At 63.9% G+C, this 26979-nt stretch carries 22 protein-coding genes; all 22 read right to left on the bottom strand.

Translation table 11 applies throughout. From position 1 onward, the window contains the following. Positions 1-79: 79 nt before the first annotated feature. Entirely contained in the window at positions 80-847 is a 768-nt protein-coding gene (locus tag ACVOK8_RS07150) for an alpha/beta hydrolase (RefSeq protein WP_481566221.1), read from the bottom strand. Between the two features lie 219 nt (positions 848-1066). Further along, the gene (locus tag ACVOK8_RS07145) at positions 1067-1822 is read right to left on the bottom strand and encodes a tetratricopeptide repeat protein (protein WP_481566220.1); all 756 of its coding nucleotides are present in this window, start codon (positions 1820-1822) and stop codon (positions 1067-1069) included. Positions 1823-1850: 28 nt separating this feature from the next. Continuing rightward, positions 1851-2810 carry an acetyl-CoA carboxylase carboxyltransferase subunit alpha gene (locus tag ACVOK8_RS07140; protein ID WP_481536010.1) on the bottom strand — a complete coding sequence of 320 codons (960 nt, stop codon included), beginning with the start codon at positions 2808-2810 and terminating at the stop codon, positions 1851-1853. A 76-nt stretch (positions 2811-2886) separates the two neighbouring features. After that, on the bottom strand, positions 2887-6477 hold the full coding sequence (dnaE, locus tag ACVOK8_RS07135) for a DNA polymerase III subunit alpha (protein ID WP_481566219.1): 3591 nt from the start codon (positions 6475-6477) through the stop codon (positions 2887-2889). Between the two features lie 213 nt (positions 6478-6690). Next, positions 6691-7056, bottom strand: a complete 366-nt coding sequence (locus ACVOK8_RS07130) for a hypothetical protein (RefSeq protein WP_481566218.1) — start codon at positions 7054-7056, stop codon at positions 6691-6693. After that, positions 7034-7651 (bottom strand): ribonuclease HII, encoded by a 618-nt coding sequence (locus ACVOK8_RS07125; RefSeq protein ID WP_481566224.1) that lies wholly within the window; start codon positions 7649-7651, stop codon positions 7034-7036. Before ACVOK8_RS07125 ends, ACVOK8_RS07130 begins: the two co-directional genes overlap by 23 nt. Positions 7652-7686: 35 nt before the next feature. Continuing rightward, a complete protein-coding gene (gene lpxB / locus ACVOK8_RS07120) occupies positions 7687-8895 on the bottom strand; it encodes a lipid-A-disaccharide synthase (RefSeq protein WP_481566217.1) in 1209 nt (402 codons plus the stop codon). After that, on the bottom strand, positions 8892-9683 hold the full coding sequence (gene lpxA / locus ACVOK8_RS07115) for an acyl-ACP--UDP-N-acetylglucosamine O-acyltransferase (protein WP_481566216.1): 792 nt from the start codon (positions 9681-9683) through the stop codon (positions 8892-8894). The genes lpxB and lpxA overlap by 4 nt, the downstream gene beginning before the upstream one ends. A gap of 17 nt (positions 9684-9700) precedes the next feature. Then, positions 9701-10159, bottom strand: a complete 459-nt coding sequence (gene fabZ, locus ACVOK8_RS07110; protein ID WP_481566215.1) for a 3-hydroxyacyl-ACP dehydratase FabZ — start codon at positions 10157-10159, stop codon at positions 9701-9703. Continuing rightward, positions 10156-11178 carry a UDP-3-O-(3-hydroxymyristoyl)glucosamine N-acyltransferase gene (gene lpxD, locus ACVOK8_RS07105; RefSeq protein WP_481566214.1) on the bottom strand — a complete coding sequence of 341 codons (1023 nt, stop codon included), beginning with the start codon at positions 11176-11178 and terminating at the stop codon, positions 10156-10158. Before lpxD ends, fabZ begins: the two co-directional genes overlap by 4 nt. Before the next feature lie 365 nt (positions 11179-11543). Beyond that, positions 11544-14027 (bottom strand): outer membrane protein assembly factor BamA, encoded by a 2484-nt coding sequence (gene bamA, locus ACVOK8_RS07100; RefSeq protein ID WP_481566213.1) that lies wholly within the window; start codon positions 14025-14027, stop codon positions 11544-11546. A gap of 71 nt (positions 14028-14098) precedes the next feature. Next, positions 14099-15457 carry an RIP metalloprotease RseP gene (gene rseP / locus ACVOK8_RS07095; protein WP_481566212.1) on the bottom strand — a complete coding sequence of 453 codons (1359 nt, stop codon included), beginning with the start codon at positions 15455-15457 and terminating at the stop codon, positions 14099-14101. A 26-nt stretch (positions 15458-15483) separates the two neighbouring features. Beyond that, complete coding sequence (locus tag ACVOK8_RS07090) at positions 15484-16677, bottom strand: 1-deoxy-D-xylulose-5-phosphate reductoisomerase (RefSeq protein ID WP_481566211.1); 1194 nt, start codon at positions 16675-16677, stop codon at positions 15484-15486. Between the two features lie 2 nt (positions 16678-16679). Next, complete coding sequence (locus ACVOK8_RS07085; protein WP_481566210.1) at positions 16680-17498, bottom strand: phosphatidate cytidylyltransferase; 819 nt, start codon at positions 17496-17498, stop codon at positions 16680-16682. After that, a complete protein-coding gene (gene uppS / locus ACVOK8_RS07080) occupies positions 17495-18268 on the bottom strand; it encodes a polyprenyl diphosphate synthase (RefSeq protein WP_481566209.1) in 774 nt (257 codons plus the stop codon). The genes ACVOK8_RS07085 and uppS overlap by 4 nt, the downstream gene beginning before the upstream one ends. Before the next feature lie 3 nt (positions 18269-18271). Next, the gene (gene frr / locus ACVOK8_RS07075) at positions 18272-18829 is read right to left on the bottom strand and encodes a ribosome recycling factor (RefSeq protein WP_481512700.1); all 558 of its coding nucleotides are present in this window, start codon (positions 18827-18829) and stop codon (positions 18272-18274) included. A 75-nt stretch (positions 18830-18904) separates the two neighbouring features. Next, positions 18905-19633, bottom strand: a complete 729-nt coding sequence (pyrH, locus tag ACVOK8_RS07070; RefSeq protein WP_481512701.1) for a UMP kinase — start codon at positions 19631-19633, stop codon at positions 18905-18907. A 110-nt stretch (positions 19634-19743) separates the two neighbouring features. After that, a complete protein-coding gene (locus ACVOK8_RS07065; protein WP_481566208.1) occupies positions 19744-21249 on the bottom strand; it encodes an HDOD domain-containing protein in 1506 nt (501 codons plus the stop codon). A 160-nt stretch (positions 21250-21409) separates the two neighbouring features. Beyond that, a complete protein-coding gene (gene tsf / locus ACVOK8_RS07060) occupies positions 21410-22288 on the bottom strand; it encodes a translation elongation factor Ts (protein WP_481512703.1) in 879 nt (292 codons plus the stop codon). Between the two features lie 233 nt (positions 22289-22521). Then, positions 22522-23331, bottom strand: coding sequence for a 30S ribosomal protein S2 (gene rpsB / locus ACVOK8_RS07055; RefSeq protein WP_481566207.1), 810 nt, complete (start codon positions 23329-23331; stop codon positions 22522-22524). A gap of 305 nt (positions 23332-23636) precedes the next feature. Continuing rightward, the gene (locus ACVOK8_RS07050; protein ID WP_481566206.1) at positions 23637-24644 is read right to left on the bottom strand and encodes a Csu type fimbrial protein; all 1008 of its coding nucleotides are present in this window, start codon (positions 24642-24644) and stop codon (positions 23637-23639) included. Then, on the bottom strand, positions 24641-26872 hold the full coding sequence (locus ACVOK8_RS07045; protein ID WP_481566205.1) for a fimbria/pilus outer membrane usher protein: 2232 nt from the start codon (positions 26870-26872) through the stop codon (positions 24641-24643). Before ACVOK8_RS07045 ends, ACVOK8_RS07050 begins: the two co-directional genes overlap by 4 nt. Positions 26873-26979 lie beyond the last annotated feature (107 nt).

Below are 26979 nucleotides of genomic sequence, written 5' to 3'. Positions count from 1 at the left end.
CCATGGGGTGGGTTGTTCGCGCCCCGCCCCATGTGGCGCCTCCAGGTGGAGGGCTGGGGAGGGGTTGAGCTTGTGACCCTTACCGCCCCCGCAACGCCTCCGCAAACTGCGGATAGTCAAACACATCATTGTGATCGGCATCAGCGATGGTCACTGCCTGCGCCACGCCGGGCTGGAATTCGCGCAGCAGCCGCAACGAGCTCGCATTCGGAATCACCTCGTCCCTGCCGGCAATGATCAAGGTGGTGGGCGCACTGATCCGCCCAGCATGACGCCATGAGTCGTAGTGATCGCGTAGCAGCAGGCGCGCCGGGAAAGCCGGGAACATGCGTGCAGCCAAGTCGCCAATGCTGTCGTAAGGCGTGATCAATACCAGGCGTTGAACCGGCCGCGCAGCCGCGAGCTGCACGGCGACGCCTGAGCCGAGGCTGCGGCCGACCACGATGATCTCGTGTGCGTGGCCGCGGCTGGTGCCGTCATACAGCGCCAACGCATCGCCAACAAGCATGGCTTCGGTCGGTGAGCCACTGCTGCCGCCATAGCCGCGGTAGTGCATGGCGTGGATGGCGGCATCGGGGAAGCCCTGCTGCAGCATCGGCAGCGCCTGCGAGGCGTCTTCGGCATTGCCGCCGAAATACAGTACGAGCTGTGTGCCGTGCTGCCTGTTGCTGGAGACGATGATGTCGGCATCACCGCGTGGCATGGTCCAGTGCGGAACATCGGCACTGCGCGGGGCAGGGTGGTAGAGCATGCTGCGTGCATTGAAGGCGAGCAGGGCGCAGGCGATCAGGTACATGCTGGCGAGCAGGCTGATGGCGATCAACAGGACTTTCAGGCTGGTGATCATGCTGCTTGGCCTCGCCGGGGATGGGGAGAAGGCAGATAACACAGTCCACTTGCCTAAGGCATCGCCACAATCCGGTGCCAGCAAACAGGCGGCTACCGTGTTTGTAGGAGCGGCGTGAGCCGCGAAGCAAGTACATCACCAGATGGCGCAGGTGCCAAGGGCTTCAGCAAGGCTAGCTTCGCGGCTGACGCCGCTCCTGCAAAAGCCCTGATCCTGTGCTCAGCCCGCCGGCGTCAGCTGCCGTAGTTCCTTGCGCGCGGCATCGATCCAGGTGCGCTGCGCCTGCTGGTAGTAGCGCGGTGAGGTCTCGGCGCGGTCGAGGATGTTCTGCAGTTGCCTGGCAGCGTCGTCCTCGCGCCCGGCGCGCTTGAGCAGCAAGGCATAGCGCAGCCGCGCTTCTTCGCCCGGGTAGCCGCCGATCATGGCTTCGTACTCGTGCAGGGCGGCAGGGATGTCGGCGCTGTCTTCCACCGTGCGGGCATACAGCAGGTGGCCGTCATGCGAGCGGAAGTTGGGATTGGCGGCGATCAGCGCTTCCAGTGTCTGGCGTGCCTGCGCCGGTTGCTGCAGACCGTACTGGGCCTTGGCCAGGCCCAGCATCAGGTCCGGGTCCTGGCTGTGCAGGCCGCGCAGCGCACCCTGGTATAGCGTCGCCGCTTCGGCATATTCGCCGCGGTCCAGGTGCTCCTGGGCCAGGCGCCTGCGGTTGTCTGCGGTGTCAGATACCCGCAGGTGTTGGTCGGCCTGGCGCTTGCCACGCGTCGGGTCGATCTGGTCGCGGACCTTGCGCAGGCCACGACGCGCGCTCGGGCTGTTGCGCAGCTCGGGCAATACCTCGGCGATCACGTAGATCAGCACTGCCAGGTACGAGAAGAACAGCAGGATGAAGATCCAGTACAACGGCCGCCCGGTGCGCACGACGTGCACGCAGCAGGCGACCTGCAGGACTATCGAAAGCAGAATGATCGGACTCATCCGTGTGTCCTCGGCAGTATTGGCGTGATTACGCCGTCTCGTAGACGCCGTAGCTGCGCAGGCGCTTGTAGCGACGTTCCAGCAGCTCTTCGACCGACAGCTTGTCCAGCGCTTCCAGCTCGTTGAGCAGCACGGCTTTCAGGCGCTTGCCCATCTGGGTCGGGTTGCGGTGCGCGCCGCCGATCGGCTCGCGGACCATCTTGTCGATCAGACCCAGGCTCTTCAGGCGCGGGGCGGTCATGCCCAACTGCTCGGCGGCGTCCTTGGCCTTGCCGGCGTCCTTCCACAGGATCGAGGCGCAGCCTTCCGGGGTGATGGTCGAATAGACGCTGTACTCCAGCATCAGGGTGCGGTCGCCCACGCCCAGCGCCAGTGCGCCGCCGGAGCCGCCTTCACCGATCACGGTGCAGATCACCGGCACCTTCAGCTCGGCCATCTCCATCAGGTTGCGGGCGATGGCTTCGGACTGGCCGCGCTCTTCAGCATCGATGCCCGGCCAGGCGCCAGCGGTGTCGATCAGGGTCAGCACCGGCAGGCCGAAGCGCTCGGCCATCTTCATCAGGCGCAGTGCCTTGCGGTAACCCTCGGGCTTGGGCATGCCGAAGTTGCGCTTGATTTTTTCCTTGGTGTCGCGGCCTTTCTGGTGGCCGATCAGCATCACCGAGCGGCCGCCGATACGGGCCAGGCCGCCAACAATGGCCTTGTCGTCGGCAAAGGCGCGGTCGCCGGCCAGTTCCTGGAACTCGTCGCAGAAGATGCGGATGTAGTCCAAGGGGTAGGGACGTGATGGGTGGCGGGCCACCTGCAGCACCTGCCACGAGGACAGGTTGCGGAAGATCTGGGCAGTACGCAGGCGCAGCTTGTCTTCAAGCGCCTTGACCTCAGCATCGACATTGACCGCCGGGCCAGCGCTGGCATTGCGCAGGTCCTTGATCTTGGATTCCAGATCGGCGATGGGTTGCTCGAAATCGAGGTAGTTCGGATTCATCGGAAACCGTCAGCAATGAAAGGGGGGAAGTGTAGCCGAACGCGCCGTATCAACCCGTACGCGTCCGTCCGGACAATCAATTGGCCCAGGGCGGGCTGTACTTGACCTTGACCCGGCGCACGGCCGGATCCTCACGCAGGGCATCCAACAACTTGGGCGTGACCCGCACCGAGCCGCTGCTGCCGAGGTCGAGCATGCCGGCAATGCTGCCGGGCTTGCCGTTGAGCAGCAGGTCCAGGCGCAGGGGGGTACGGCCCGGGCGGGCGGTGGCAAGCAGGGCGTCGATCCGTTGCCAGATCGGGCCGCCGCGGCCGTCCACGCGCATCGACAGGCGCAAGGCGTGGTCGGCGCAGAGTTGCTCGTAGTCCCAGCACTGACGCATGCGCAGGGCATAACCGCCGTTGAACTCGTCTTCGCGCAGGCCGCCCTTGACCACCAGGATGCGGTCCTTGGTCATCAGGTGGCCGAATTCGGCCAGGCCGTCGGAGAACGCGCTGCATTCGACCCGGCCCTTGCCGTCTTCCAGGGTCACGAAGACCTGGCTGTCGCCCTTGCGGCGGACGCCAATGACCATGCCGGCCAGGATCACCGGGGATTCCTGGCGCCATGCGCGTTTCTCGCCGTCCTTGGAGGGGAAGGCCGGTGCAATCAGTTTGTCCAGTCCGCCGAGGTCGGTACCGACCAGTTCCTTGACGTCATCGGCATACGGGTCGAACGGATGGCCGCTGAGGAAGAAACCCAGCGTCTCGCGCTCGCCATTGAGCAGCTGTGCCAGCGGCCATTCCTTGCTCTCGGGCAGGTCGAGCTGGCTGGCGGTGCTGACCGGGTCCGGTGCACCAAACAGCGAGTTCTGCCCGGAGGCCTTCTCGCGCGCCATCTGCTCGGTGGCCTTGATCACCTCCGGCAGCTGCAGCGCCAGGGTCGCGCGGTTCTTGCCGATGCCGTCGAAGGCACCGCAGTTGATCATCGCTTCCAGCGTGCGGCGGTTGAGCTTGCCCGATTCCACGCGCACGCAGAAATCCAGCAGCGAGACATATTCGCCACCGCGCTCGCGTTGTTCCACTACCGCTTCGCACGCACCTTGGCCGACGCCCTTGATCGCACCCAGTCCGTATCGGATGGTGTCGGCGTTGGCCGCCTCGAACATATAGGCCGAGTCATTGACGCGTGGCGGCAGTACGGTCAGGCCAAGGTTCTTCACCTCGGCCAGGAAGCCCACCACCTTGTCGGTGTTGTCCATGTCCGAGGACAGCGTCGCGGCCATGAACTCGGCCGGGTAGTGACGCTTGAGCCAGGCGGTCTGGTAGCTGACCAGTGCATAGGCAGCAGCATGCGATTTATTGAAGCCGTAGCCGGCGAACTTCTCCATCAAGTCGAAGATTTCGTCGGCTTTGGGGCCATCGACGCCGCCGGTGGCCGCACCTTCGCGGAAGATCTCGCGGTGCTTGGCCATTTCCGCCGGCACCTTCTTGCCCATCGCACGGCGCAATAGATCGGCGCCGCCCAGCGAGTAATTGCCGACGATCTGCGCCATCTGCATCACCTGCTCCTGATACACCATGATGCCGTAGGTGTCTTTCAGGATGGCCTCGGTACGCGGATCGGGATAGATGATTTCTTCCTGGCCGTGCTTACGCGCGTTGAAGGAAGGAATAAGGTCCATCGGGCCGGGGCGGTACAGCGACACCAGCGCGATCAGGTCTTCGAAGCGGTCGGGGCGCGCGTCCTTCAACAGGCGGCGCATGCCTGAGGATTCGAACTGGAACACCGCGCCGGTATTGCCGTTGGCGAAGATGTCCTTGTAGGTCGGGGCGTCGTCGAGCGGGATATGGGCGATGTCGACCGGCGGAATGCCGGCGCGCTCATGGCGCTTGTTGATCGCCTTCACCGCCCAATCAATGATGGTCAGCGTGCGCAGGCCGAGGAAGTCGAACTTCACCAGGCCCACTTCTTCAACGTCGTTCTTGTCGAACTGGGTGACCGGGTTCTTGCCGATGCCGCCATCGTCATGTTCGGCGTACAGCGGGCAGAATTCGCTCAGCGGCTCCGGCCCGATCACCACGCCACCGGCATGCTTGCCGGCGTTGCGGGTCAGGTCTTCCAGCTGCAGCGCCAGGTCGATCAGGTCGCGGACGTCGTCTTCGGACTCGTAGCGCTGGATCAGCTCGGCCGAAGCCATTTCCGAACTAGTGCCTTCCTTGCCCTTGCCCAGCGCATCCTTCAGGTGGATGCCGAGGATGTTGGGGATCAGCTTGGAAACGCCGTCGACCAGGCCGTAGGGGAAGCCGAGCACGCGGCCGGTATCACGCACCACCGCCTTGGCCGCCATGGTGCCGTAAGTGATGATCTGGCTGACGCGCTCGCGGCCGTACTTGCGCGCAACGTAGTCGATCACCTCATCGCGGCGATCCATGCAGAAGTCGATGTCGAAGTCGGGCATCGACACGCGTTCCGGGTTGAGGAAGCGCTCGAACAGCAGGTTGTAGGGCAGCGGATCCAGATCGGTGATCTTCAGCGCCCACGCCACCAGCGAACCCGCACCGGAACCACGGCCCGGACCAATCGGAATGCCCTGGTTCTTCCCCCACTGGATGAAGTCGGCCACGATCAGGAAGTAGCCGGGGAAGCCCATCTTGATGATCGTGTTGAGCTCGAACTCCAGCCGCGCGTCATAGTCCTCGCGGGTCATGCCGGCAGCGATTGGATGCACCTGCAGGCGTTCTTCCAGACCGTCGCGCGAGATCTTCTGGATCCAGCTGTCCAGGGTCTGGTCGTCCGGCACCGGATAGTTGGGCAGGAAGTAAGTGCCCAGCCGCATCTCTACGTTGCAGCGTTCGGCCAGCGCCAGGGTGTTGTCGATAGCGTCGGGGATGTCGGCGAACAGCTCGCACATCTGTTCCGGCGTTTTCAGGTACTGCTCGGCACTGTACTCACGCGGACGCTTGGGGTCGTCCAGCACTCGGCCGGTGGAAATACAGACGCGCGCTTCATGCGCGTAGAAATCATCCGGCGACAGGAAGCGCACATCATTGGTCGCCACCACCGGCAGGCCGCGTTGGCCGGCGGCCTGCAGCGCGAATTGGTTGAAGGCTTCCTCGCCATCGCGGCCGGTGCGGGTCAGTTCCAGATGCAGGCCGTCGCCGAATACGCGCTGCCAGTCGGCGAGCTGCTGCTCAGCCAGATCGTGGCGGCCGTCATTGGCCAGACGCCCGGCCAGGCTGTGGCGGCCGGCCAGTGCGAACAGATTCTTGCAGCCGTCCTTCAGCCACTGCGGATGCACAGCGACGCCACCTTCGTTGCGATGGCCTTCCATCCACGCACGGGTCAGCAGCCTTGACAGGCTCAGGTAGCCCTCGCGGTCGCGGCACAGCAAGGTCATGCGCCAGGGGTCCTGGCCGTCCTCGGTGATCAGCAGATCTGCACCGGCGATGGGCTTGATGCCTACGCCTTCGGCAGCCTTGTAGAACTTCACCAGCGCGAACATGTTGTTCAGGTCGGTGACGGCCAATGCCGGCGCTTTCATTTCGACCGAGCGGCTCAGCAGGTTGGGCTGCTTGGCCTTCTTGGGATCGGCCTGATCGGGCTTGGCGGGTACGCGGATGGTGGAGTCCACCATCGAGAATTCGGTGTGGACGTGAAGATGGACGAAGCGGGAAGAAGTAGACATGCGGAGCCAGAAGTATGCTGGTGCAGGGTAGCGACGGGGGCGGGGTCGGGCAAGGCTTGACATGCCCGCTGCGCGCGCCGGCACGGGCCAGTGGCCCGCTTGTGCACACTATCAGGACGGACGCAGGCCCGGTGGGTCTGATCGCCAAGCCCCGCGCGGCAGGGCTCCAGCGTGACCTTGTCGGGTCTGGCTGGAGCCCTGACGGTGCCGCTGTCAGTGAACGCGGAAGTAGCTGAGCGGTTCAGGTGCGTAACTGCTTTCACGTACCCGCCGCTGTTGCTCGTGCAGGCGGGCTTCGATTTCACGCAGCTCCAGCCAGCTGCGGCGGTTGAAGGCGATGTCATGGTAGCCGCGGCCTTGGCGTTCGGCCTCCAGCTGGCGCAGGCGCTGGTAGTCGAGGAAGTTGGCCACTTCACCTGCCAGTTTTGGCCAGGCGGTGTCGATGATGGCCTGATCGACGCCCGGGACCGTGTCGGGGCTCAGCGGGTGGCTGGCTTGCGGCGGGCAATGATCATATGCAATCGATTGCTTGCCCCGATGGGGGGCAGCGTGTGACTCAAGCGGTTTCCAGGCAAGCACGGACCGGGGCGAAGCTGCGCCGGTGCTGCGGGCAGGGGCCATGTGTGCGCAGTGCGGCCATATGGAAGGGCGTTCCATAACCCTTGTGCTGGTCAAAGCCGTACTCGGGATGCTGCTGATGCAGTTCCAGCATGAAGCGGTCGCGGCTGACCTTGGCCAGGATCGAGGCGGCCATGATGCTGCGGTCGATGGCATCGCCGCCGACCAGTGCTTCGGCCGGGCAGGGCAGGCCCTTGGGAATCTTGTTGCCATCGATGCGGGCGAACTCGGCCACATGCACCACGCCTTCCACCGCCAGGCGCATGCCCTGCATGGTGGCCTGGAAGATGTTGAGGCTGTCGATATCGGCCACGTCGACCATCACGATCTTGTAAGCCAATGCGCGTTCGATGATGCGGTCGTAGAGCTGATCGCGGCGTAGTGGTGTCAATGCCTTGGAGTCGTCCAGGCCATTGATGCGTGGACGTTCAGGATCGAACACCACGGCTGCTACCGCGACCGGGCCGGCCAGCGGGCCGCGCCCGGCCTCGTCGACACCGGCGACCAGACGTGGGGCCTGCCGTGCGAGCAAGGCGGCATCGTCAAACAAGGACAGCGAAACATCCGCTGCCTTGGGAGTGCGCTTGGCGGTCACGGCTGGCCTGGCTTGCGCGGTGTCTGCAGCAGCCCGGCGACAGCGTCGGCGGCGCGTGCCGAGGCATCCTGGCGCAGTTGCTGGTGCAGCTGCTGGTAGTCGTCCTGCAGGCCGCTGACGCAGTCGGGATGCTCAAACCAGTTACGCACTGCAGCTGCCAGATTGTCTGGCGTGCATTCGTGCTGGATCAGCTCCGGCGCCAGGTCCTTGCCGGCCAACACGTTGGGCAGGGCAAAGCGATTGACCTTGATCAGGCCCAGTGCCTTGACGATGCGATAGGTGAGTTCGGCCACGCGGTAGCCCACCACCATCGGTCGTTTGACCAGCATGGTTTCCAGCGTGGCGGTGCCGGACGCCAACATCACCACGTCGGCGGCGATCATTGCTTCGCGTGCCTTGCCATCGAGCAGGTGCAGGCGCGCGCTGGGGAGCGCTGCGCTGCGGATCTGTTCGGTGATCATCGCCTTGCACTTGGCATTGGCCGCAGGCACGACGATATGCAGGCCGCGGTCTTGTTCGCACAGCTGCCAGGCAGCGGCGAAGAACGGCGGGCCGAGCCGGCTCACTTCGCCCAGGCGGCTGCCGGGCAGTACCGCAAGCAGCTTTGCCTGCTCGGGAATGCCCAGCGCTTGCCGCGCTGCTGTGCGATCGCTGTGCAGCGGAATTTCATCAGCCATCGGATGGCCGACGAAGCGTGCATCAATGCCGTGTCGGGCATAGATCGGCGGTTCCATCGGGAACAGGCACAGCACCAGATCGGCACTGGCACCGATTTTCTCGGCACGCTTTTCGCGCCAGGCCCAGACCGAGGGGCTGACGTAATGCACGGTGCGCAGGCCGCGCTGCTTGAGCCACTTTTCAACGCCCAGATTGAAATCCGGTGCGTCGATGCCGATGAATACATCCGGTTGCCAGTCGAGCACGCGCTGGCGGAATTCCTTGCGCAGCTTAAGTAGGCGCGGCAGATGGCGCAGGATTTCAGCCAGGCCCATCAGCGCCAGCTCGCTGGCATCAAACCAGGTCTCGCAACCGGCATTGCGCATCGCATCGCCGCCGATGCCGGCAAATTCGGCATCGGGATAGCGCGCACGCAGGGCATTGATCAGGCCGGCGCCGAGCAGGTCACCCGACGCCTCGCCGGCTACCAGCGCGATGCGCGGCTTGCGGCCAAGCGCCAGTCCGGAATCCTGGGTTACAGCGTTCATCGTTGCAGCGGACGCTCGCCGTGCTCGATGAAGTCCAGCATCTGCTTGACGTCGTCGCTGCTCTGGGCCTGCTCGGCCAACGCCACCTTGGCTTCGGCCAGCGGCACACCTGCAACGTAGATGGTGCGGTAAGCGCGCTTGATCGCACTGATGCGTTCGGCGTCGAAGCCACGACGCTTCAGGCCCTCACTGTTGATACCGCGTGGACGACCGTGGCCGTCGATGCCGACCATGGTGAACGGCGGGATGTCGCCGGTGACCAGTGCACCCATGCCGAGGAAGGCATGGTCGCCGATGCGGCAGAACTGGTGGGCACCGGCGAAGCCGCTGATGATCACCCAGTTGCCAACCGAGACATGCCCGGCCAGCGTGGTGTTGTTGGAGAACACGCAATGGTCGGCCACATGACAGTCATGGGCGACGTGCGCGTAAGCCAGCATCCAATTGTCGTTGCCGATGGTGGTCACGCCACCGCCGCCGGCAGTGCCGCGGCTGAGGGTGACGAACTCGCGGAACACATTGCGGTCGCCAATCACCAGTTCGGTGCGTTCACCGGCGAATTTCTTGTCCTGCGGCTCGCCGCCGACCGCAACGTGGCCGATGAAACGATTGTCGCGACCGATCCGGGTCGGCCCGTGGATGCTGCAATGCGGCCCCACTTCGGTGCCGTCGCCGATCTCGACGTCGGCGCCGATCAGGGTGAATGCACCCACGCGCACGCCTTGGCCGAGCTTGGCCGAAGGATCAATGACTGCGGTCGGGTGAATCAGAGGGGCACTATCGCTCATCTTTTGCTCCGGGCAGATTATTCGCGGGTGCCGGCGCACAACACTTCGGCGTGTGCGACGATTTCACCATCCACCTTGGCTTCGCCGTAGTAGACCGCCATGTTGCGGATCATGCGCTTGACCTGTACATGCAGTTCCAGCACGTCACCCGGCACAACCTGCTTCATGAAGCGCACGTTGTCGACCTTGACCAGATAGAACAGCTTGGACTGCGCGTCGCGGCCGAGGCTGAGCTGGGTCAGCACGCCACCGGCCTGGGCCAGCGCTTCGATGATCAGCACGCCGGGCATGATCGGCTGACCCGGGAAGTGGCCCTGGAAGTAGGGCTCGTTGATGGTGACGTTCTTGTGCGCAATGATGCGCTTGGCGTCCACATCCAGGTCGACAACCTTGTCGACCAGCAGGAACGGATAGCGGTGCGGGATCAACGTCTGGATGATGTTGACGTCGATGGGCATCTGCAGCGGTGCGTTCATTCTTTCTCCTTGCTCACAGCCAGGATGCGCCTTGCCAGCGAATCGAGCTGCTTGAAGCGCGCGGCGTTTTTGCGCCACGTGCGGTTGTCGGTCAAAGGGGTACCTGACGAGTATTCGCCCGGTTCGGTAATCGAGTTGCGCACCACAGACTTGCCGGTGATGACAACGTGGTCGCAGATTTCCAGGTGGCCAACCACGCCGACGGCGCCGCCTAGCAGGCAGTAGCGGCCGATCTTGGCGCTGCCGGCGATGCCGGTGGAGCCTGCGATGGCGCTGTGTGCGCCGATCTGTACGTTGTGGGCGATCTGCACCAGGTTGTCCACGCGGACGTCTTCGTCCAGCGTGGTGTCTTCCAGTGCGCCGCGGTCGATGCAGGTATTGGCGCCTATTTCGCAATCGTCGCCGATGCGCACGCCGCCCAGCTGCGGCACCTTGATCCAGTGGCCGTTGTCCATCGCCAGGCCGAAGCCCTCGGCACCGAGCACGGCACCCGGATGGATGCGCACGCGCTTGCCCAGTTTGACCCGGGCAACCAGGGTGACGCGGGCCAGCAGTTCCGTGCCGGCTTCGACCACGCAGTCATCACCGATGATGCTGCCGACGCCAATGATGCAGCTTTCGCCGATCACACTGCGCGCGCCGATGCAGACGTGCGGGCCGACATGGGCGCTGGCTGCCACCGTCGCGCTGGGGTCGATGACCGCGCTGGGGTGGATGCCGGGCTCACGGACTGGCACCGTTTCGAACAGCGCGCCGATCTTGGCGAACGTGGTGTAAGGGTCCTTGGCAATCAAGGCGGTGCCCGGCGCGGCTTCGGCGTCATCGGCGCGCAGCAGCACGATGGATGCCTTGCTGTCAGCGAGTTGGGCCCGGTAGCGCGGATTGGCCAGGAAGGTCAGTTGCCCGGGGCCGGCATGCGCCAACGTGGCAACACCATGGATGGCAACCGACGGGTCACCGTGCACCTGCAGGCCGAAACGGTCTGCAAGTTCCTGAGCGGTATAGGTAGGAGTATTCACGCAGCAAGTTTACCGTGTGCGCCGATGGCGGTCATGCGAACGGACGTTATCACCCTTGCAGGGCAAGGGCAGCGGGGTAGGCGTGTCGCCCGAAGTTGTTGGTGCTCTGGCGGGGGCGAAGCATGGCCGCGGTGGGCGGGATGCCTTTCCACAACCTGCACGTGCAAAGCCCTTAAAAGCAAACCCCGGGACTGTATCGCTTCCCGGGGCAGCTTGAGGCAGTAATTCTGGTGTAGAGCCCCCGTTTGTAAAGGGGGCGCGCTGAAAGGCGCGGGGAATCGGTGGACCGAAGCGCGCCCGAATGTCATGCCTGTGACATGACATTCGGTACCCGGGGCTTCACCCCGGGTCAGCGGGTCAGTTCGTCAGAACTGACCACCGAAGGTGAACTGCAGGCGCTCGATCTCGTCGCCTTCTTCCTTCTTCAGCGGGATGGCATAACTGATCGAGATCGGGCCGACCGGTGCGCGCCACAGCAGGGCCAGACCGGCCGACGCGCGCAGTTCATTGGCCTTGAAGTTGCTGGTGCCGTTGTAGACGTTGCCGAAGTCGAAGAACGCCGAGACGCGCGCCGACGGGCTGTCGAACAGCTTCGGGAAGTAGGCTTCGATCGAGCCGACCGTCTTCACCGAACCACCCAGCGGCTGGCCGTTGTAATAGCCGCCGATGATTTCCGAGCGCGGACCCAGGGTGTTGTCTTCGAAGCCACGTACCGAGTTGGTGCCGCCGGCGTAGAAGTTCTCGAAGAACGGCAGACCACTGGCCCTGACCTGGCGGTGGTTGGCGGTCGGGTTGCTGCCGCAGTCGACCACCTGGGTGGTGCCCATGGTGCCGGGGGTGCCTGGTACCGCCGGAGTTGTCGGGGTGGCCGGCGTTCCCGGGGTGCCGGGGGTGCCCGGAATGTCGTTCCAGCAGATATCGCGGACCTTGTCCTTGCCGTAGGAGTCGCCGTAACCCAGTTCCAGACGGGTGTTGATCACCAGTGACGGGATGATCGGCCAGTACTTGGAGAACTGGTAGCTGAGCTTGTAGTACTCAACGGTCGAGCCCGGCAAGGTGGTCTCCAGGCCGAGGCGCTGGTAGGTGCCGCGGGTCGGCATGAAGTAGTCGTTACGGGTGTCGCGTGCCCAGCCCAGCTCCGAACGCCAGGAATGGAAGGTGCGCGTGCCGACCGCATCGATGTAATCGATGATCGCCTTCGGGGTGTAACCCTGATAGGTGGTGATCTGGTTGCTGTCGATACCGAACATCAGCGAGAACGCATCGTTCTCGGTGATCGGAATGCCGAACACCACCTGCGCCGAACCGTTGGTGCTGTTGTACTGCGCGGTGTTGAAGTCAGAGTAATCGAGCTCGCGCCAGGACAGGTTGTAACCCAGCGAGACGCCGTCGTCGGTGAAGTAGGGATTGGTGTAGCTGAAACCATAGCGCTGCAGGTAGCTGCTGCGCGATGCTTCAACCGACACGCGGTTGCCGCCGCCGAGGAAGTTGTTCTGCGACAGCTGCACCGAGGTGGTCATGCCATAGGACTGCGAATAGCCCAAGCCGAACACGAAGCTGCCCGAAGTGGTTTCCTTGACGTTGTAGACCACGTCCACCTGGTCGTTGCTGCCGGTAACCGGCTGCGTCTCGACGTCGACCGACTCGAAATAGCCAAGGCGCTGCAGACGGATCTTGGAGCGGTCGATTGCAGCCTGGGAATACCAGCTGTTCTCGAACTGGCGCATTTCACGGCGCAAGACCTCGTCGCTGGTGCGCGAGTTGCCCTTGAACACGATGCGGCGCACGGCCACGCGCGGGCCCGGCACCACCTGCATGTTCACCGCCACGGTACGTTCGGCGCGGTTGCTGGTCGGGATCGGGTTGACCTTGGCAAAGGCGTAGCCAACGTTGGACAGGCTGTTGGTGATGCCATCAGCGCTGAACTCCAGCAGGGCGCGCGAGAAGGTATCGCCGCTCTTCTGGATGACCATCTTCTCAACGTCTTCCTGCGGCAGGATGGTGTCGCCGGTGACCTTGATCTCGGAAATCTTGTATTGCTCACCCTCGGTCACGCCGGCGGTGACGAACATGTCGCGCTTGTCCGGGCTGATCGAGACCTGGGTGGAGTCGATGCTGAAATCGACGTAGCCGCGGTCCAGGTACCAGGAGTTGAGCTTTTCCAGGTCGCCGGACAGTTTTTCCTTGGAGTACTGGTCATCGCGGCGGTACCACGAGGCCCAGTTGTGCTCCTTGGATTCCCACATGTCCAGGATGTCCTCGGCCGGGAACTTCTCGGTGCCGATCAGGTTGACGTGGCGGATCTTGGCTGCCTTGCCTTCCTTGACGGCAATGGCAACGTCGACGCGGTTGCGGTCCAGCGGGCTCACCGTCGGGGTGATTTCCACATTGTATTTGCCGCGGTCGTTGTACTGCCTGCGCAGTTCCTGGGTCACGCGGTCCAGGCTCAGGCGGTCAAAAGTGCCGCCTTCGCTCAGGCCGATGTCGCTCAGGCCCTTGAGCAGCTGCTCGCTCTTGATGTCCTTGTTGCCGGTGACGGTCAACTTGTTGATCGCCGGGCGCTCCTTGACGGTGACAACCAAAATGTCGCCCTGGCGGTCCAGCTGCACGTCTTCGAAGAAGCCGGTCTTGTACAGGGCGCGGATGGTGTCGCCGGTCTTGGCGTCATCAACCACGTCGCCGCGTTCCACCGGCAGGTAGGTGAACACGGTGCCGGAGGAAATGCGCTGCAGGCCGTCCACGCGGATGTCGCTGGCGGTAAAGGGCTCGGCTGCCTGTGCGAGCACAGGCAGGGCCAGACCAGCGGCAAGTGCGAGGGCCAGCAAGCGGCGATTGGGAAGTCGCGTCATATCACGTCCGGTTGGAGTCGATTTCGATAATGCGTGGGTGCCGGCGTAAGACGACGACAACGGGAAAAAGTTCATCGCGGAACCAAGCTGAGGATGTCGTTGTAGAACGCCAGTCCCATCAGCCCGGCCAGCAGCGCCAGACCGATGAATTGGCCGGCAGCCATGGCACGCTCGCTAAGCGGGCTGCCCTTGACCAACTCGATAAGGTAATACAGCAGATGCCCGCCGTCCAAGATGGGGATGGGCAACAGGTTGATGATGCACAGGCTCAGCGACAGCAAAGCCAGGAAATACAGGAACCAATCCAGCCCGCGTTCAGCCGAGGCGTTGGCGACGCGGGCGATGGTGATGGGCCCGGAAATGTTCTTTACCGAGGCGTGGCCGGTCAGCATGCGGCGCATCATGCCCAGCGAATCTGCTGCCAATTTGCCTGTTTCGCGCACTGCAGCGGGCAGCGCAGCCAGCACGCCGTATTGCTGGCGTGCGTCGTAAGCGGGGGCCTGGTTGGTGGCAAAACCGACCCCGATCAGCCAGCGCGGCTTGCCATCCGGGCCTTGGCCGGCCTGCGGCGTCAGCTCCAGCGCCAGCCGTTCACCGTTGCGCTCGACCTCGACCATGCCCGGGCCTCCGCGCTGACCAAGCTGCTGGATCAACGGCGTAACCTGGTCGGCACTGTCCACGCGCTGGCCGTCCACGGCCAGGATCAGGTCGCCCGGCTGCAGCAGGCCGGTGGCAGCCGAGTCGGCCGAAACCGAGTCAACCTGGGCCGGTTGCAACCAGAACTGCCAGATGAAGCCGGCCTGTGCAGGCACCTGACGTTCATCAAAACCCGCCGGCAGCTGCGACAGCGGCAGCACCCGGGTGCGCTCATTGTCGAGGTTGTCGCGGACGCGCACGTGGGCATCCTGGCGGTCCATGGCAGCGGTGGTGAAGGCCATGCTGGCCTCGGCCCAGGTGTCGACGTTGCGGTCTTCGACGGCGAGGATGCGGTCACCGGCGACAAAGCCGGCTTGGGCTGCCATGCCGGTGGTGCGGCCGATGGTGGCTGAATAGTCCTGGCGGCCGATCACGAACATCGCCCAGAGCAGGGCGATGCACAGGATCAGATTGGCAGCAGGGCCGGCGGCGACAATGGCGATGCGCTGCCAGACGGTCTTGTTGTTGAAGGCGACGGCGCGTTCAGCGGCCGGGACTTCGACCTCACGCTCGTCCAGCATCTTCACGTAGCCACCCAGCGGGATGGCGGCGATGGCGAACTCGGTACCGTTGCGGTTGCGGCGGCTCCACAGTGGCTTGCCGAAGCCCACCGAGAAGCGCAGCACCTTTACCCCGCAGCGGCGGGCAACCCAGTAATGGCCGAATTCATGAAACGTCACCAGCACGCCGAGGCTGACGATCATCCACCACACGGACCCCAGGAAATCAGCCATGGGCACAGCTCGGTTGTAAGGTGGAATCAGACATTCGGCAGGCGGGCGATGGCGGTTTCGGTGATATGGCGGGCCTGGGTATCAGCTGCCAACAGGGCGTCCAGTGTATCGGCCGCCGCGTAAGGCAGGGTAGAGAGGGTGTGCTCGACCAGTGCCGGAATCGACAGAAAGCCTATGCGGCCCTGAAGAAACGCTGAAACTGCCACTTCGTTGGCGGCGTTCAGGATGGCCGGGGCGCTGCCGCCGGCCTCCATCGCCTGCCAGGCCAGACGCAGGCAGGGGAAGGCGTCCATGTCCGGTGCCTCGAAATCCAGCCGGCCCTGGGTCAACAGATTCAGCCCGCCAACGCCTGATTCGATGCGTTGCGGCCAGCCAAGGCCAACGGCCAAGGTGGTGCGCATGTCCGGCAGGCCGAGTTGGGCCAGGGTTGAGCCGTCGATGAACTCGACCAGCGAATGCACCAGGCTCTGCGGATGGACCAGCACGTCGATGCGCGCGCCGGGCACGTTGAAGAGATGATGGGCCTCGATGACTTCGAGACCTTTGTTCATCAACGTCGCTGAATCGACCGATATCTTCGGGCCCATCGACCACTTTGGGTGGGCAACGGCCTGTGCCACGGTCACCGTTTCCAGTTCGGTACGGCTGCGGCCGCGGAACGGGCCACCGGAGGCGGTCAGGATGATGCGGCGGACACCGGCTTCCAGTCGCGCATCGCGCGAGCGCAGGCATTGGAAGATGGCGTTGTGCTCGCTGTCGATCGGGATGATCTCGGCGCCGGCGTTGGCCGCCTCGCGGGTCAGCAGCTCACCGGCCAGGACCAGCGATTCCTTGTTGGCCAGCAGCAAGCGCTTGCCGGCGCGGGCGGCGGCGAGCGTCGAGGACAGTCCGGCGGCACCAACAATGGCGGCCACGACGGTATCGCAGCAGTCGCTGGCAGCCAATGCATCGATGGCTTGATGGCCGGCATGCGCTTCGGTCGCCAGTCCGGCGTCTTGCAGGCCGTCACGCAGGCATGTGAACAGCGCCGGGTCGGCAATGGCGGCGTGATCCGGGCGGTGTTGCCGGCACAGTGCTATCAATGCATCCACATTGCTGCCCGCGGCCAGCACGCTGGCGCGCATCTGCTGGGGATGGCGGGCCATCACATCCAGCGCCGAGGTGCCGATGGAGCCGGTGGCGCCAAGGATGGCGACCTGACGTATAGATGAGGTGGACATGCTCAGAAACCGAAGATTTCCTTGCCCAGTGCGAACACCGGCAGGGCGGCCAATACGCCATCAATGCGATCCAGCACGCCGCCGTGGCCGGGAATGATATGCCCCGAGTCCTTGGCGCCGGCATGCCGTTTTAGCAGGCTCTCAAACAGATCGCCGAGTACCGAGGCCAGCACGGCGACCGCGGTGACCAGCATCAGCCAGCCGAACTGTGAGGTCTGCACGCCGGCAAACCAGCCAAATACGCCGGCGGTGACCAGGCCGGCGACCAGGCCGCCAAGCAGGCCTTCAATGGTCTTGTTGGGGCTGATGCGCGGCGCCAGCTTGTGCTTGCCAAAGGTGCGGCCAGCGAAATAGGCACCGGAATCGGCCGCCCAGACCAGCGACAGCGCGGTCAACAACCACAGGTGGCCGTTGGTTCCGGCATGAATCAATACCAGCGAAGCCCAGGCGGGAATGATCGCCAGGCTGCTGGCGGCGAGCTTCAACATGCGCGCGCTGCTTTCCTCGTGCGCGCCAAAGTCGAAGAAGCGCAGCCATAGCAACGCCAACAGCCAGAAGCCGACGCCGACCAGTGCCGCCAGTTGGAACAGCACCATGCTGCCGTCCGAGGCCCATACCAGCAGCACCATAAGCAATAGGTTCAGCGCCACCAGCACGGTACGCGGCAGGCCAACCACACCGGTGAGCTTGAGCCATTCCCACAGGCCGATCAGGAACACCAACGCGGCAGCGGCGGCCAACCATTGGCTGGGCAGGAACAGGATTGCGCAGATCGCCACCGGGGCCATGATCAGCGCTGCAATCACACGGGTCTTTGTCATGAATGTGCGCTCGCTGCCGCAGCGGCGGCAATCTGGGCGCTGGTCAGACCAAAGCGGCGCTCACGCCTTGCATAGTCATCCAGTGCCAGTTGAAGGACGGCCGCATCGACATCCGGCCACAGCACGTCAGTGAACCACAGCTCGCTGTAGGCCAGCTGCCACAACAGGAAGTTGCTGATGCGGGTGTCGCCACCGGTGCGGATGAACAGGTCTGGCGGTGCCATGTCGGCCAGCGCTACGTGCTGGCCCAGGGCCTGCTCGTCGATCTGCTCGGGGCGCAGGGTGCCGGCGGCAACCTGTTCGGCCAGGGCGCGTGCAGCCAGCGCGATATCCTGGCGGCCGCCGTAACTGGCGGCGATGCTCAGGGTCATCGCGGTATTGCCGATGGTGCGTTGCTCGGCCTTGTCCATGCGCTGGACGATGCTCCCGGCAAAGCGGCTGCGGTCACCGATGAAGCGCACGCGCACGCCGCGGCGGTGGAGTTCATCCACTTCGCGGTCCAGCGCACCGAGGAACAGCTTCATCAGCGAGTCGACTTCTTCCTGCGGGCGGCCCCAGTTTTCACTGGAAAACGCGAACAGGGTCAGTGCGCCGATGCCGCGTTCAAGGCAGAAGTCGATGCTGCGGTTGACCGCGCGCGCGCCGGCACGGTGGCCGATCATGCGCGGCCGCCGGCGTTGCTGCGCCCAACGGCCATTGCCATCCATGATGATGGCAATGTGCCCCGGCAATGCCGGGGCAGCGGTGTCGTCGTGCAGGACGGAGGGCACGCCTCAGACCGCCATCAGTTCCTGTTCTTTGAGCTTGACCACTTCGTCGACGTCCTTGATCGCCTTGTCGGTCAGCTTCTGGATGTCTTCCTGGCTGCGGCGATCGTCATCCTCGGTGATCGCCTTGTCCTTGAGCAGCTTGGCTACTTCCTGGTTGGCATCACGGCGAATGTTGCGGATGGCGATCTTGGTTTCTTCGCCTTCCTTGCTAACCGACTTGGCCAGTTCCTTGCGGCGCTCTTCGGTGAGCGGCGGCAGGTTCAGGCGGATCACGGTACCCATGGTGGTGGGGGTGATGCCGATGTCGGAGGCGTAAATGGCCTTCTCCACTTCCTTGATCATGTTCTTGTCGAACAGGGTGATCACCAGCGAGCGTCCTTCGGACACGCTGATGCTGGCCACCTGATTCAAGGGGGTGTCGGTCCCGTAGGCTTTGACCTTGATGCCTTCCAGCAGGGCCGGCGAAGCGCGGCCCGTGCGGATGGTGGTAAGGGTATGGCGCAGAGCATCAATGCTCTTGGTCATGCGCGCCTGCGCATCTTGCTTGATATCGTTGATCATCGGCCGAATCCTGGATGTTTCTAGAACCGGCCGATTATAGGCGATTACCCCTGCCCACCGCGCCGGCGGCGTGGGTTAGTGTGCGTCGCGGCCGTGGACCAGGGTGCCGATATGCTCGCCGTGCAGGATTTTCAGTAGTTCGCCGGGCTGGCTCATGTCGAAAACGCGCAGCGGCAGGTCGCTGTCGCGGGCCAAGGCAAAGGCGGCCGTGTCCATGACTTCCAGGCCCTGGCTGATGACCTGGTCGTAGCTCAGGCTCTCGTAACGGACCGCATCGGCGTGCTTGTTGGGGTCCTTGTCGTAGACGCCGTCGACCTTGGTGGCCTTGAGCAGCAGGTCGGCGCCGATCTCGATCGCGCGCAGTGCGGCGCCCGAATCGGTGGTGAAGAATGGATTGCCGGTGCCGGCGGCGAAGATCACCAGGCGGCCCTTTTCAAGGTGACGGATGGCGCGGCGGCGGATGTAGTCCTCGCACACGTCGTTGATCTTGATCGCGCTCATCACCCGGGCCTTGCCGCCGGCCTTTTCAAGCGCGTCCTGCATGGCGAGGGCGTTGATGACCGTTGCCAGCATGCCCATGTGGTCGCCGGTGACGCGGTCCATGCCGCCTGCGGCCAGGCCGGCGCCGCGGAAGATGTTGCCGCCGCCAACCACCAGTGCGATTTCAACGCCGGCGCTCTGGGCCTCGATGACTTCGTGGGCCAGACGGTTGATGACCTTGGGGTCGATGCCGTAGTCCTCGTCTCCCATCAGCGCCTCCCCGGAAAGTTTCAACAGGATGCGGCGGTAGGCGAGCTTGGACATGGTGACCTCAGATGGCTGGAAAACGCGGGGGATTCTAACGGATGCCGCAGTTTCAGGTGACATCTATTGTTGCAATGCAGCGACAAATTGCCGGTCAATCGCAATCTGGTTCAGCAGGCGGTGGGGTGGGGGTCCGGTGCGCGGGCGATTACCCGGTTGCGGCCAAGGTTCTTGGAGCGGTACAGCACGTCATCGGCGGCCTTGAGCAGGTCGCGCATGTCAGTGAAGCGCTCATACGCGCCATGGGTGGCGACGCCGGCCGAGAAGGTCACATGCAGCGGCATGTCCGCCACGGTGACGATCGGGGCCTGGGTGATGGCGCCAAGCACGCGGCGTATCACCTCCAGCGCGGTCTGCTCGTTGGTGCCGGGGAACAACACCACGAACTCTTCGCCGCCGAAGCGGGCCACGGTATCGCTGCCGCGCAGCTGACCCTGCAACTGGCTGGCGAACGCCTGCAATACCTGGTCGCCGACCAGATGGCCGTGCTGGTCGTTGATCTTCTTGAAATCGTCCAGGTCGATGAAGGCCACCGACAACGGGCGGTCGGCACGGCCAGCACGGTCGAATTCCTGCGCCAGTACCACTTCCAGCTGGCGCCGGTTCAACAGGCCGGTGAGCGCATCCAGGTGTGCCTGTTCGGTCAGGCGTCGCGCTTGCTGCTCGAAGTCATCGGCGCGTCGCTTGGCGGCGCCAGCGTCCTGCAGTTCGCGCAGATTGCGCAGGGCCATTAATTCGGCGGCGTGATCGAGCAGGTAGGTGATGCGCGCGGGTGAGGGCACTGGCACGTCGAACAGCGTGCTGATCTCCGGCAGCATCTGGCTGACCTGTTGCAGTACCAGTTCGAACTGACTGCTGTCCATTTCCAGCTGTGCATGCACCAGACGCAAAGCGGTGTCGCGGGCCTGGTCGGTGTCCTTGCTCAGCCAGATCTCGGCAATGCTGCCTGACAGGGCAACACAGCGGCCGAACAGATCGGTCGGTTCGGCCGGCGCTTCGCTATGCCTTATGGCGTCGACCAGGTAAGGCGGCAAGCCCCATTGCTCGCACAACTCGGCGCCAACGTCGGCGTGGCTGCAGTCGAATATGGCGCGTTCGTGAGCGAGCAGTTCGTCATTGCTGCCGGCGCCGGCAAGCAGGCCCGGGTAATTGTCGCTGCGCAGCTGCAACAGGGCGAGGATGCCGATGTCCTGCAGCAGGCCGGCCAGCATCAATTCTTCCACGCGGCGCACGTTGCGGGCCAGTCCGAGGTAGCGGGCGGCCAGGGCGCTGAGGATGCTGCGTCGCCAGACCGCTTGCAGCAGCTGGGCGTGATCTTCGTCTTCGCGCAGTGCGCGTGACAGGCTGAAGCCCAGGGCCAGCTGCAAGGTGGCGTTGAGGCCCAGCATGGTCAATGCCTGGCCCAGATTTTCAATGCGGCGGCGACTGGCGTACAGCGGCGAATTGGCGATGCGCATCATGCGTGCGCTCAAGCCCATATCCAGTGCGATCACGTCGGCGGCGCTGGCGATGTCGGTTTCCGGATCCTGCGCAAGCTCAATCAAACGGACAGCGATGGCCGGTGGCGAGGGTAGGTTGCGGCAGAGGGACAGGGCTGCAGTGAGCTCGGGGGACATGTCAAGGAAGCAGGCGGCAGTGGCGCAAGCATACAGGATGCCTTAAGCAAAGACGGGCTGTTGCAGTCCAGTGCCGGGAGTGTGGTGTCGCGGGTACTTTGCGGCAAAGAAAAAGCCGCGGAAATCCGCGGCTTTTTCGGATGTTGCGGGCGGCGGGTGCTTAGACCTGCATCGCCTTGGCAACTTCGGCGGCGTAGTCTTCCACCACCTTCTCGATGCCTTCGCCAACGGCCAGGCGCTGGAAGCCGACGACGTCGCCGCCAGCGGCCTTGACGGCCTGCTCAACGGTCTTGTCGCCGTCCAGAACGTAGTTCTGGCCGTACAGGGTCACTTCGCTGATGATCTTGTTGATCTTGCCGCTGATGATCTTCTCAAGGATTTCAGCCGGCTTGGCCTTTTCCTTTTCGCTCATCTTGGCCAGCTCGATTTCCTTTTCCTTTGCAACGAAGTCGGCCGGAACGTCGGCAGCCTTGTTGTGCGGCGGGTTCATCGCGGCCACGTGCATTGCCAGGCCCGAAGCCAGCTCGGCGTTGCCGCCAGCCAGTTCAACCAGTACGCCGATCTTGCCGTTGCTGTGCACGTAGGTGCCAACGGTGTTGGCGCCGTCAATCTTGACCAGGCGACGGATCTGGATGTTTTCACCCAACTTCTGGATCGCGGTGGCGCGGGTTTCTTCAACGGTTTCGCCGCTGGCCAGCTTGACCGACTTCAGGGCTTCAACGTCGGCGGCGCCAGAAGCCAGGGCGGCAGCGGCGACGGCGTCGACGAACGCCTTGAAGTTGACGTCGTTGGCAACGAAATCGGTTTCCGAGTTCACTTCGACCAGCACGGCCTTGCCACCTTCGCTGGCAACGCCAACGCGGCCTTCAGCGGTGACGCGGTCGGACTTCTTGTCGGCCTTGGCAGCGCCGGACTTGCGCAGGGCTTCAGCCGCTGCGTCGATGTCGCCATTGGTCTCGGACAGAGCGCGCTTGCACTCCATCATGCCGGCGCCAGTGCGCTCGCGCAGTTCCTTGACCAGGGAAGCAGTGATTTCCATGGAATTACCTCATCAATAGAAAGGGGTAGGCCGGCCATGATGGCCGGCCGTTGTTACGCAGCCCTGTCAGTGCTCGGCGCCATTGGTGCCGGTACAGGGGCGGGGGGGGGGGGGGGGGGGGGGGGGGGGGCGGGGGGGGGGGGGGGGGGGCGGGGGGGGGGCGGGGGGGGGGGGGGGGGGGGGGGGGGGCGGGGGGGGGCGGGGGGCCCACGCCGCGCGCCCCCCGGGGTGGATCAGGCCGAAGCTTCGTCGCCCTTCGCGGCGGCAGCCTTCTTGGCCGGAGCGCGGCGAGCCGGCTTGGCTTCTTCGCCAGCAGCGGCGTCAGCGAACTCTTCTTCGCGCACGTTGGCGGCGTTCGGAGTAGCGGCCTTGCCTTCCAGCACGGCGTCAGCAGCGGCGCGAGCGTACAGCTGCACAGCGCGGATGGCGTCGTCGTTGCCCGGGATGGCGTAATCAACCAGTTCCGGGTTGTAGTTGGTGTCAACCACAGCGATCACCGGAATGCCGAGCTTCTTGGCTTCCTTGATGGCGATGTCTTCGTGGCCGATGTCGATGACGAAGATGGCGTCGGGCAGGCGGTTCATTTCCTTGATGCCGCCCAGCGAGGCTTCCAACTTGTCGCGCTCACGGCGCAGGCCCAGCACTTCGTGCTTGACGAGCTTGTCGAAGCTGCCGTCGGTTTCACCGGCTTCCAGTTCCTTCAGGCGAGCAACCGACTTCTTCACGGTGGCGAAGTTGGTCAGGGTGCCGCCCAGCCAGCGCTGGTTCATGAACGGCATGCCGCAACGCTCTGCTTCTTCCTTGATGGATTCGCGTGCGCTGCGCTTGGTGCCCAGGAACAGGATGGTGCCGCGCTTCTGTGCAATCGAGGAGATGAAGTTCATCGCATCGTTGAACAGCGGGACGGTCTTTTCCAGGTTGATGATGTGGATCTTGCCGCGGGCGCCAAAGATGTACTGGCCCATTTTCGGGTTCCAGTAACGGGTCTGGTGGCCGAAATGGACGCCGGCTTCCAACATCTGACGCATGGTGATCTGGGGCATTGCAAAACTCCTGATGGTGGAACTGACACCGCGCGCGACCGGTTTGTTGGGGGTCATGCTGCGATGCGCGGCTTCTATATATAGAGCGCGCAAACAGTTCCGGGGTTGGGCTTCCCTGTTGCCTCCGTGGCCGAACCCTGTAAAACAGGGCACCCCGGCACGGATGGGGGCGACAGGTGAGGATTCACCGGTTGACGCCCGGTGTCAGCGCGCTTCAAAGGACAAGAGCCCGAAAAAGCCGGCGAAGTATAGCCCTTGGCTGGGCTGGGCGCAATTTGCCCGGTCGGCCGGCGATTCTGGCCGCCTTAGTAGGTAAGTGTGACTGTGATCGTGTCGCTGTAACTGCCTGGGATGGGAGCCAGCTGTGGGAATACCCGGCCGTATACCGTGAACGATACGTCCTCGTTTTCACCAACATCACTGGCGCCGGTGGCTGGGGTGTCGCCCCAGGGGACAAGCAGCGCCGGGTCGCGATACAACTCGTAAGACAGGAAATTGCCATTTGAGGCCAACCGCCGTTGGCCGTTGGCGGCGTTTTCGCCGTTGTTCAGGGTCATGGTCCATTCGACATCGGTTGCACAGCGCATCCGGATCAGCGACGCCTGGTCAAGTGGGACATCCAGCCGACTGGTGCTGCCGAAGTCCATATCGGAAGCGATACTGATCAGGCAAGCATCGGGGACGCGGGCAGCCACGGAGCCAAACAGGAACTGTTGCTGACCGGCGCCGCCCAGCAACGGAAAGGTGCCATCGCGGCAATTCTCGGGGGTGGGGGCTGGGAGCAGCTGGGAGCCGTAGCTATAGCGCAGGATCGAGTTTCCAATGAAGTTCTCATACAGGTAGGCGGCCGGCAGTACTTGGCCGGCGGGGACGCGGGCATAGATGTTGAAGGTGATCTGTTGTTGGCTTAGCCCCCCTACCTGGACGGAGATGGCATAGACCGGCTGGCTGCCGCCAAAGGCACCGAGCAGCTGGGTCATGGCCGGGTTTGAATACAGGTCGTAATTCATCAGGGCGCCAGCGTTGTTGGTCAAACGCCGGGGGGCGACGCCAGCGGGAAGGCCCTCGCCCGGAAAGATGCAGGCAGTTATCTGGGTGCCGAACACCGGCGGGCCTTGGCAGGTGACGACGAGGGAGGCGGTCGCGGTGGTGTTGGCGGTGAGCGAGACATTGCCGAAATCAATGCTTGGACTACGGGTCACCTGGCAGCTTTGTGCCCAGACCGAAGCTGCTGGCCACGCAAGCAGTAGCAGCATGATCAGTTGTCGGGTGATGTGCAGGCATCGCTGCGGCGGTTTGATGGTTGGGGTCATGGTGGGCACTGCTGCACCATGGTGTCGCCAGGCGCGACTTGGTATGCAGCGATAGGGAGTGTGATCACGCAATCGGTGCCGTCGTCGGTTGTGATGTGCAGCAGCGCTCCGAGGGGCGAGTCCTGCAAATACACCTCGCCCTCATGGCCAACGATGGTAGTTGCGACGGTCTGGCCGCCAAGTTCGACGATGACCGTGCTGCCGGTGCCCAGCCACTTGCCGTCCGCGCCGCGTACCTGCAAGCGCATCGGGTGGCTGAGCTGAAGTTTGAAGTCCACGCGAGCACCGCTGCCGGATGCGGGCACTACCTGCCGTTGTGGGGCATCCAGCCGCATGTCCATCGGCAGGTCCAAGGTGTCGATACTGATCAGGTTGCGCTGCCACGCGCGCAGCGGTGTCACCAGCAATTGACCGCGCGCGTCGGTGTTGCCGATCAAGCGGTTTTCCAGTCGCACCGGGACCTGAGCCACGCCATTGGTGGAGACCAGGGCGAAGGCGTCATCAACCTGCCGCAGGAGGTGCACGCCCTGGCCAAACCACACGGCGCTGCCGTTGGTATCGGCATAGACAAACGTGCCGCCGATGGCGCTGTAATCCATGCCGATGCGCCATTGGCCGGCATCGCCAAGATGGCGCAGCTCGGCGCTGGCGCTGCGGTGCGCGCCCATGCTCGCCTGCGCGCGCCAGCCCCAGCCGCCAGCATCCATTGGCAAGCTGCGATTTGCCTCCAGTGAGAGCGCCTTGCCATCAGTGCCGTGGCGCAGCGAGCTGCTGAGCTGGGTAAGGCTGCCCAAGGGCAGCGAAAAATAGAGGTTGGCGCTGTCCATCTGGCGGTTGTCCAGATCGTGCTGGAACTGCGCGCTGAGCCAAGCATTGCCGCGCAGATTGCGTGACCAGCCCAGGCCGGCCCGGCGCGTGCGCGCCTGGCCGGGGTAGTTCTGGGAAACATAGCTGAGACTGAACTGGCCGTTGTGAGTATTGCCCATGCCCACAAAAAACTGCTCGGTGCGTCGCGGCAAGGGGGCATTGGCGAGAAACGCAGCCGTATCGCTGAAGCCCGCACTGCGTCGCTGGGTGCTGGCTGAGACACTGAAGCCGCCCGCGTTCCATTGATAGCCGAGCGTCTGCTGGCGGCCCTGCAGCGCGCCAGCGCGACTACTGGTGAAAGAGCTGCTCAGTATCCCGGCGCGCTTTCCGAGTAGGCCAACCGCGCCGATGCCGGCCAGTTGCAGGTCCGTACTGAGTTCTGCATGTGCTTCGATGGTCAGTTGGTTGTACAGGCCGTAGCGCACACTGCCGCTGGCCATCGGCCTGCCGCCATAGGCGAAGGAGCGCAGGCCGTAGTCCTGGCGCAACACGCCGATATCCAGCGACCAGTCCGTAAGTCCCGTCTGCAGCAGTTTTGGCGCCCCGTACAACGAAAATTCCAACATGCGTTGCTGGCCGTTGATGTCGGTCAGCAGCAGCTGTGCCTGGCCGCTGCCATTGAGGGCGGGTGCGGTATCCAACTGGAACTGCCCGGGTTGCACGTTGCGGCTGGCCTGGCGGATGCCGTTGATGTACAGGTCAACCGTCGACGGCAGCACGGCGTCACCAGTGAAGGAGGCAAGGGGCGTGGTCACCCGGTAGGGCTGCAGCGAAAAGTTGCGTGACAGGTGTATGCCGCCGATGCGGGTGGCGCGCGACCAATCAAGCGAGCCGGTTATGTTGTCGCCCACGCTGAGGCTGAGCATCGGGCCGGGCAGGTCCAGCTGCCAGCGGCTGTCCAGACGGGTGTTTTTGCCGCGCGGATTGCCGCTGCCAGAGTCCAGGCGGGTGCTTTGGGTGCTGGACCAGATGCCGGGCCCCGCACCGAACAGGCGCAGTTCGGTGAAGCCGCTGGCGCTGCGGAAGCCATTTTGTTGTTGCGCATGCAGGTCGTAGTTGAGCAGGAGTCCGGGGCTGCTGTCGCTGACTGCAAGCGTGGTGGGTGTGGTTGCAATGCTCAGGTGGGCAAGCGGGCGATTCAATGCTGTCAGTGGGGCCTGCAGTGCGAGGCGCTGATTGGCTGCGTCGTAGTCGATCTCTATGTCGGCCAGTTGCGCAAGGTCAACGGATGGCTGGTCGCTGGTGACGCCTGCGGGCAGGCTCAGGCCGAGTTCCAACAAGGTTGCTGCGCTGGTAGACAGATGTGGCCCGGAAACAACGAAACGCGCAAGTTGGCTGGCCTTGCTCTGATTGATCTGCACTTCCAGATACAGTTCCTGCTGTTGTTCGATAACGGCCGTAGGTGCTGCATCCGTGTGGACAAGTGAGGCAGCGCAAATTGAGGAACTGCTCGCCATGAGCATTGCCA

The sequence above is a fragment of the Stenotrophomonas sp. STEN083 genome, from assembly GCF_056759195.1.
Note: the sequence above shows the minus strand (reverse complement) of the source record. Positions and strands in the feature narration are given on the sequence as shown.

Coding starts and splice junctions, on each gene's coding strand:
- ACVOK8_RS07150 (WP_481566221.1), bottom strand. CDS start 847: ATGATCACCAGCCTGAAAGTCCTGTTGATCGCCATCAGCCTGCTCGCC.
- ACVOK8_RS07145 (WP_481566220.1), bottom strand. CDS start 1,822: ATGAGTCCGATCATTCTGCTTTCGATAGTCCTGCAGGTCGCCTGCTGC.
- ACVOK8_RS07140 (WP_481536010.1), bottom strand. CDS start 2,810: ATGAATCCGAACTACCTCGATTTCGAGCAACCCATCGCCGATCTGGAA.
- dnaE (WP_481566219.1), bottom strand. CDS start 6,477: ATGTCTACTTCTTCCCGCTTCGTCCATCTTCACGTCCACACCGAATTC.
- lpxB (WP_481566217.1), bottom strand. CDS start 8,895: ATGAACGCTGTAACCCAGGATTCCGGACTGGCGCTTGGCCGCAAGCCG.
- lpxA (WP_481566216.1), bottom strand. CDS start 9,683: ATGAGCGATAGTGCCCCTCTGATTCACCCGACCGCAGTCATTGATCCT.
- fabZ (WP_481566215.1), bottom strand. CDS start 10,159: ATGAACGCACCGCTGCAGATGCCCATCGACGTCAACATCATCCAGACG.
- bamA (WP_481566213.1), bottom strand. CDS start 14,027: ATGACGCGACTTCCCAATCGCCGCTTGCTGGCCCTCGCACTTGCCGCT.
- rseP (WP_481566212.1), bottom strand. CDS start 15,457: ATGGCTGATTTCCTGGGGTCCGTGTGGTGGATGATCGTCAGCCTCGGC.
- ACVOK8_RS07090 (WP_481566211.1), bottom strand. CDS start 16,677: ATGTCCACCTCATCTATACGTCAGGTCGCCATCCTTGGCGCCACCGGC.
- ACVOK8_RS07085 (WP_481566210.1), bottom strand. CDS start 17,498: ATGACAAAGACCCGTGTGATTGCAGCGCTGATCATGGCCCCGGTGGCG.
- frr (WP_481512700.1), bottom strand. CDS start 18,829: ATGATCAACGATATCAAGCAAGATGCGCAGGCGCGCATGACCAAGAGC.
- pyrH (WP_481512701.1), bottom strand. CDS start 19,633: ATGTCCAAGCTCGCCTACCGCCGCATCCTGTTGAAACTTTCCGGGGAG.
- ACVOK8_RS07065 (WP_481566208.1), bottom strand. CDS start 21,249: ATGTCCCCCGAGCTCACTGCAGCCCTGTCCCTCTGCCGCAACCTACCC.
- tsf (WP_481512703.1), bottom strand. CDS start 22,288: ATGGAAATCACTGCTTCCCTGGTCAAGGAACTGCGCGAGCGCACTGGC.
- rpsB (WP_481566207.1), bottom strand. CDS start 23,331: ATGCCCCAGATCACCATGCGTCAGATGTTGGAAGCCGGCGTCCATTTC.
- ACVOK8_RS07050 (WP_481566206.1), bottom strand. CDS start 24,644: ATGACCCCAACCATCAAACCGCCGCAGCGATGCCTGCACATCACCCGA.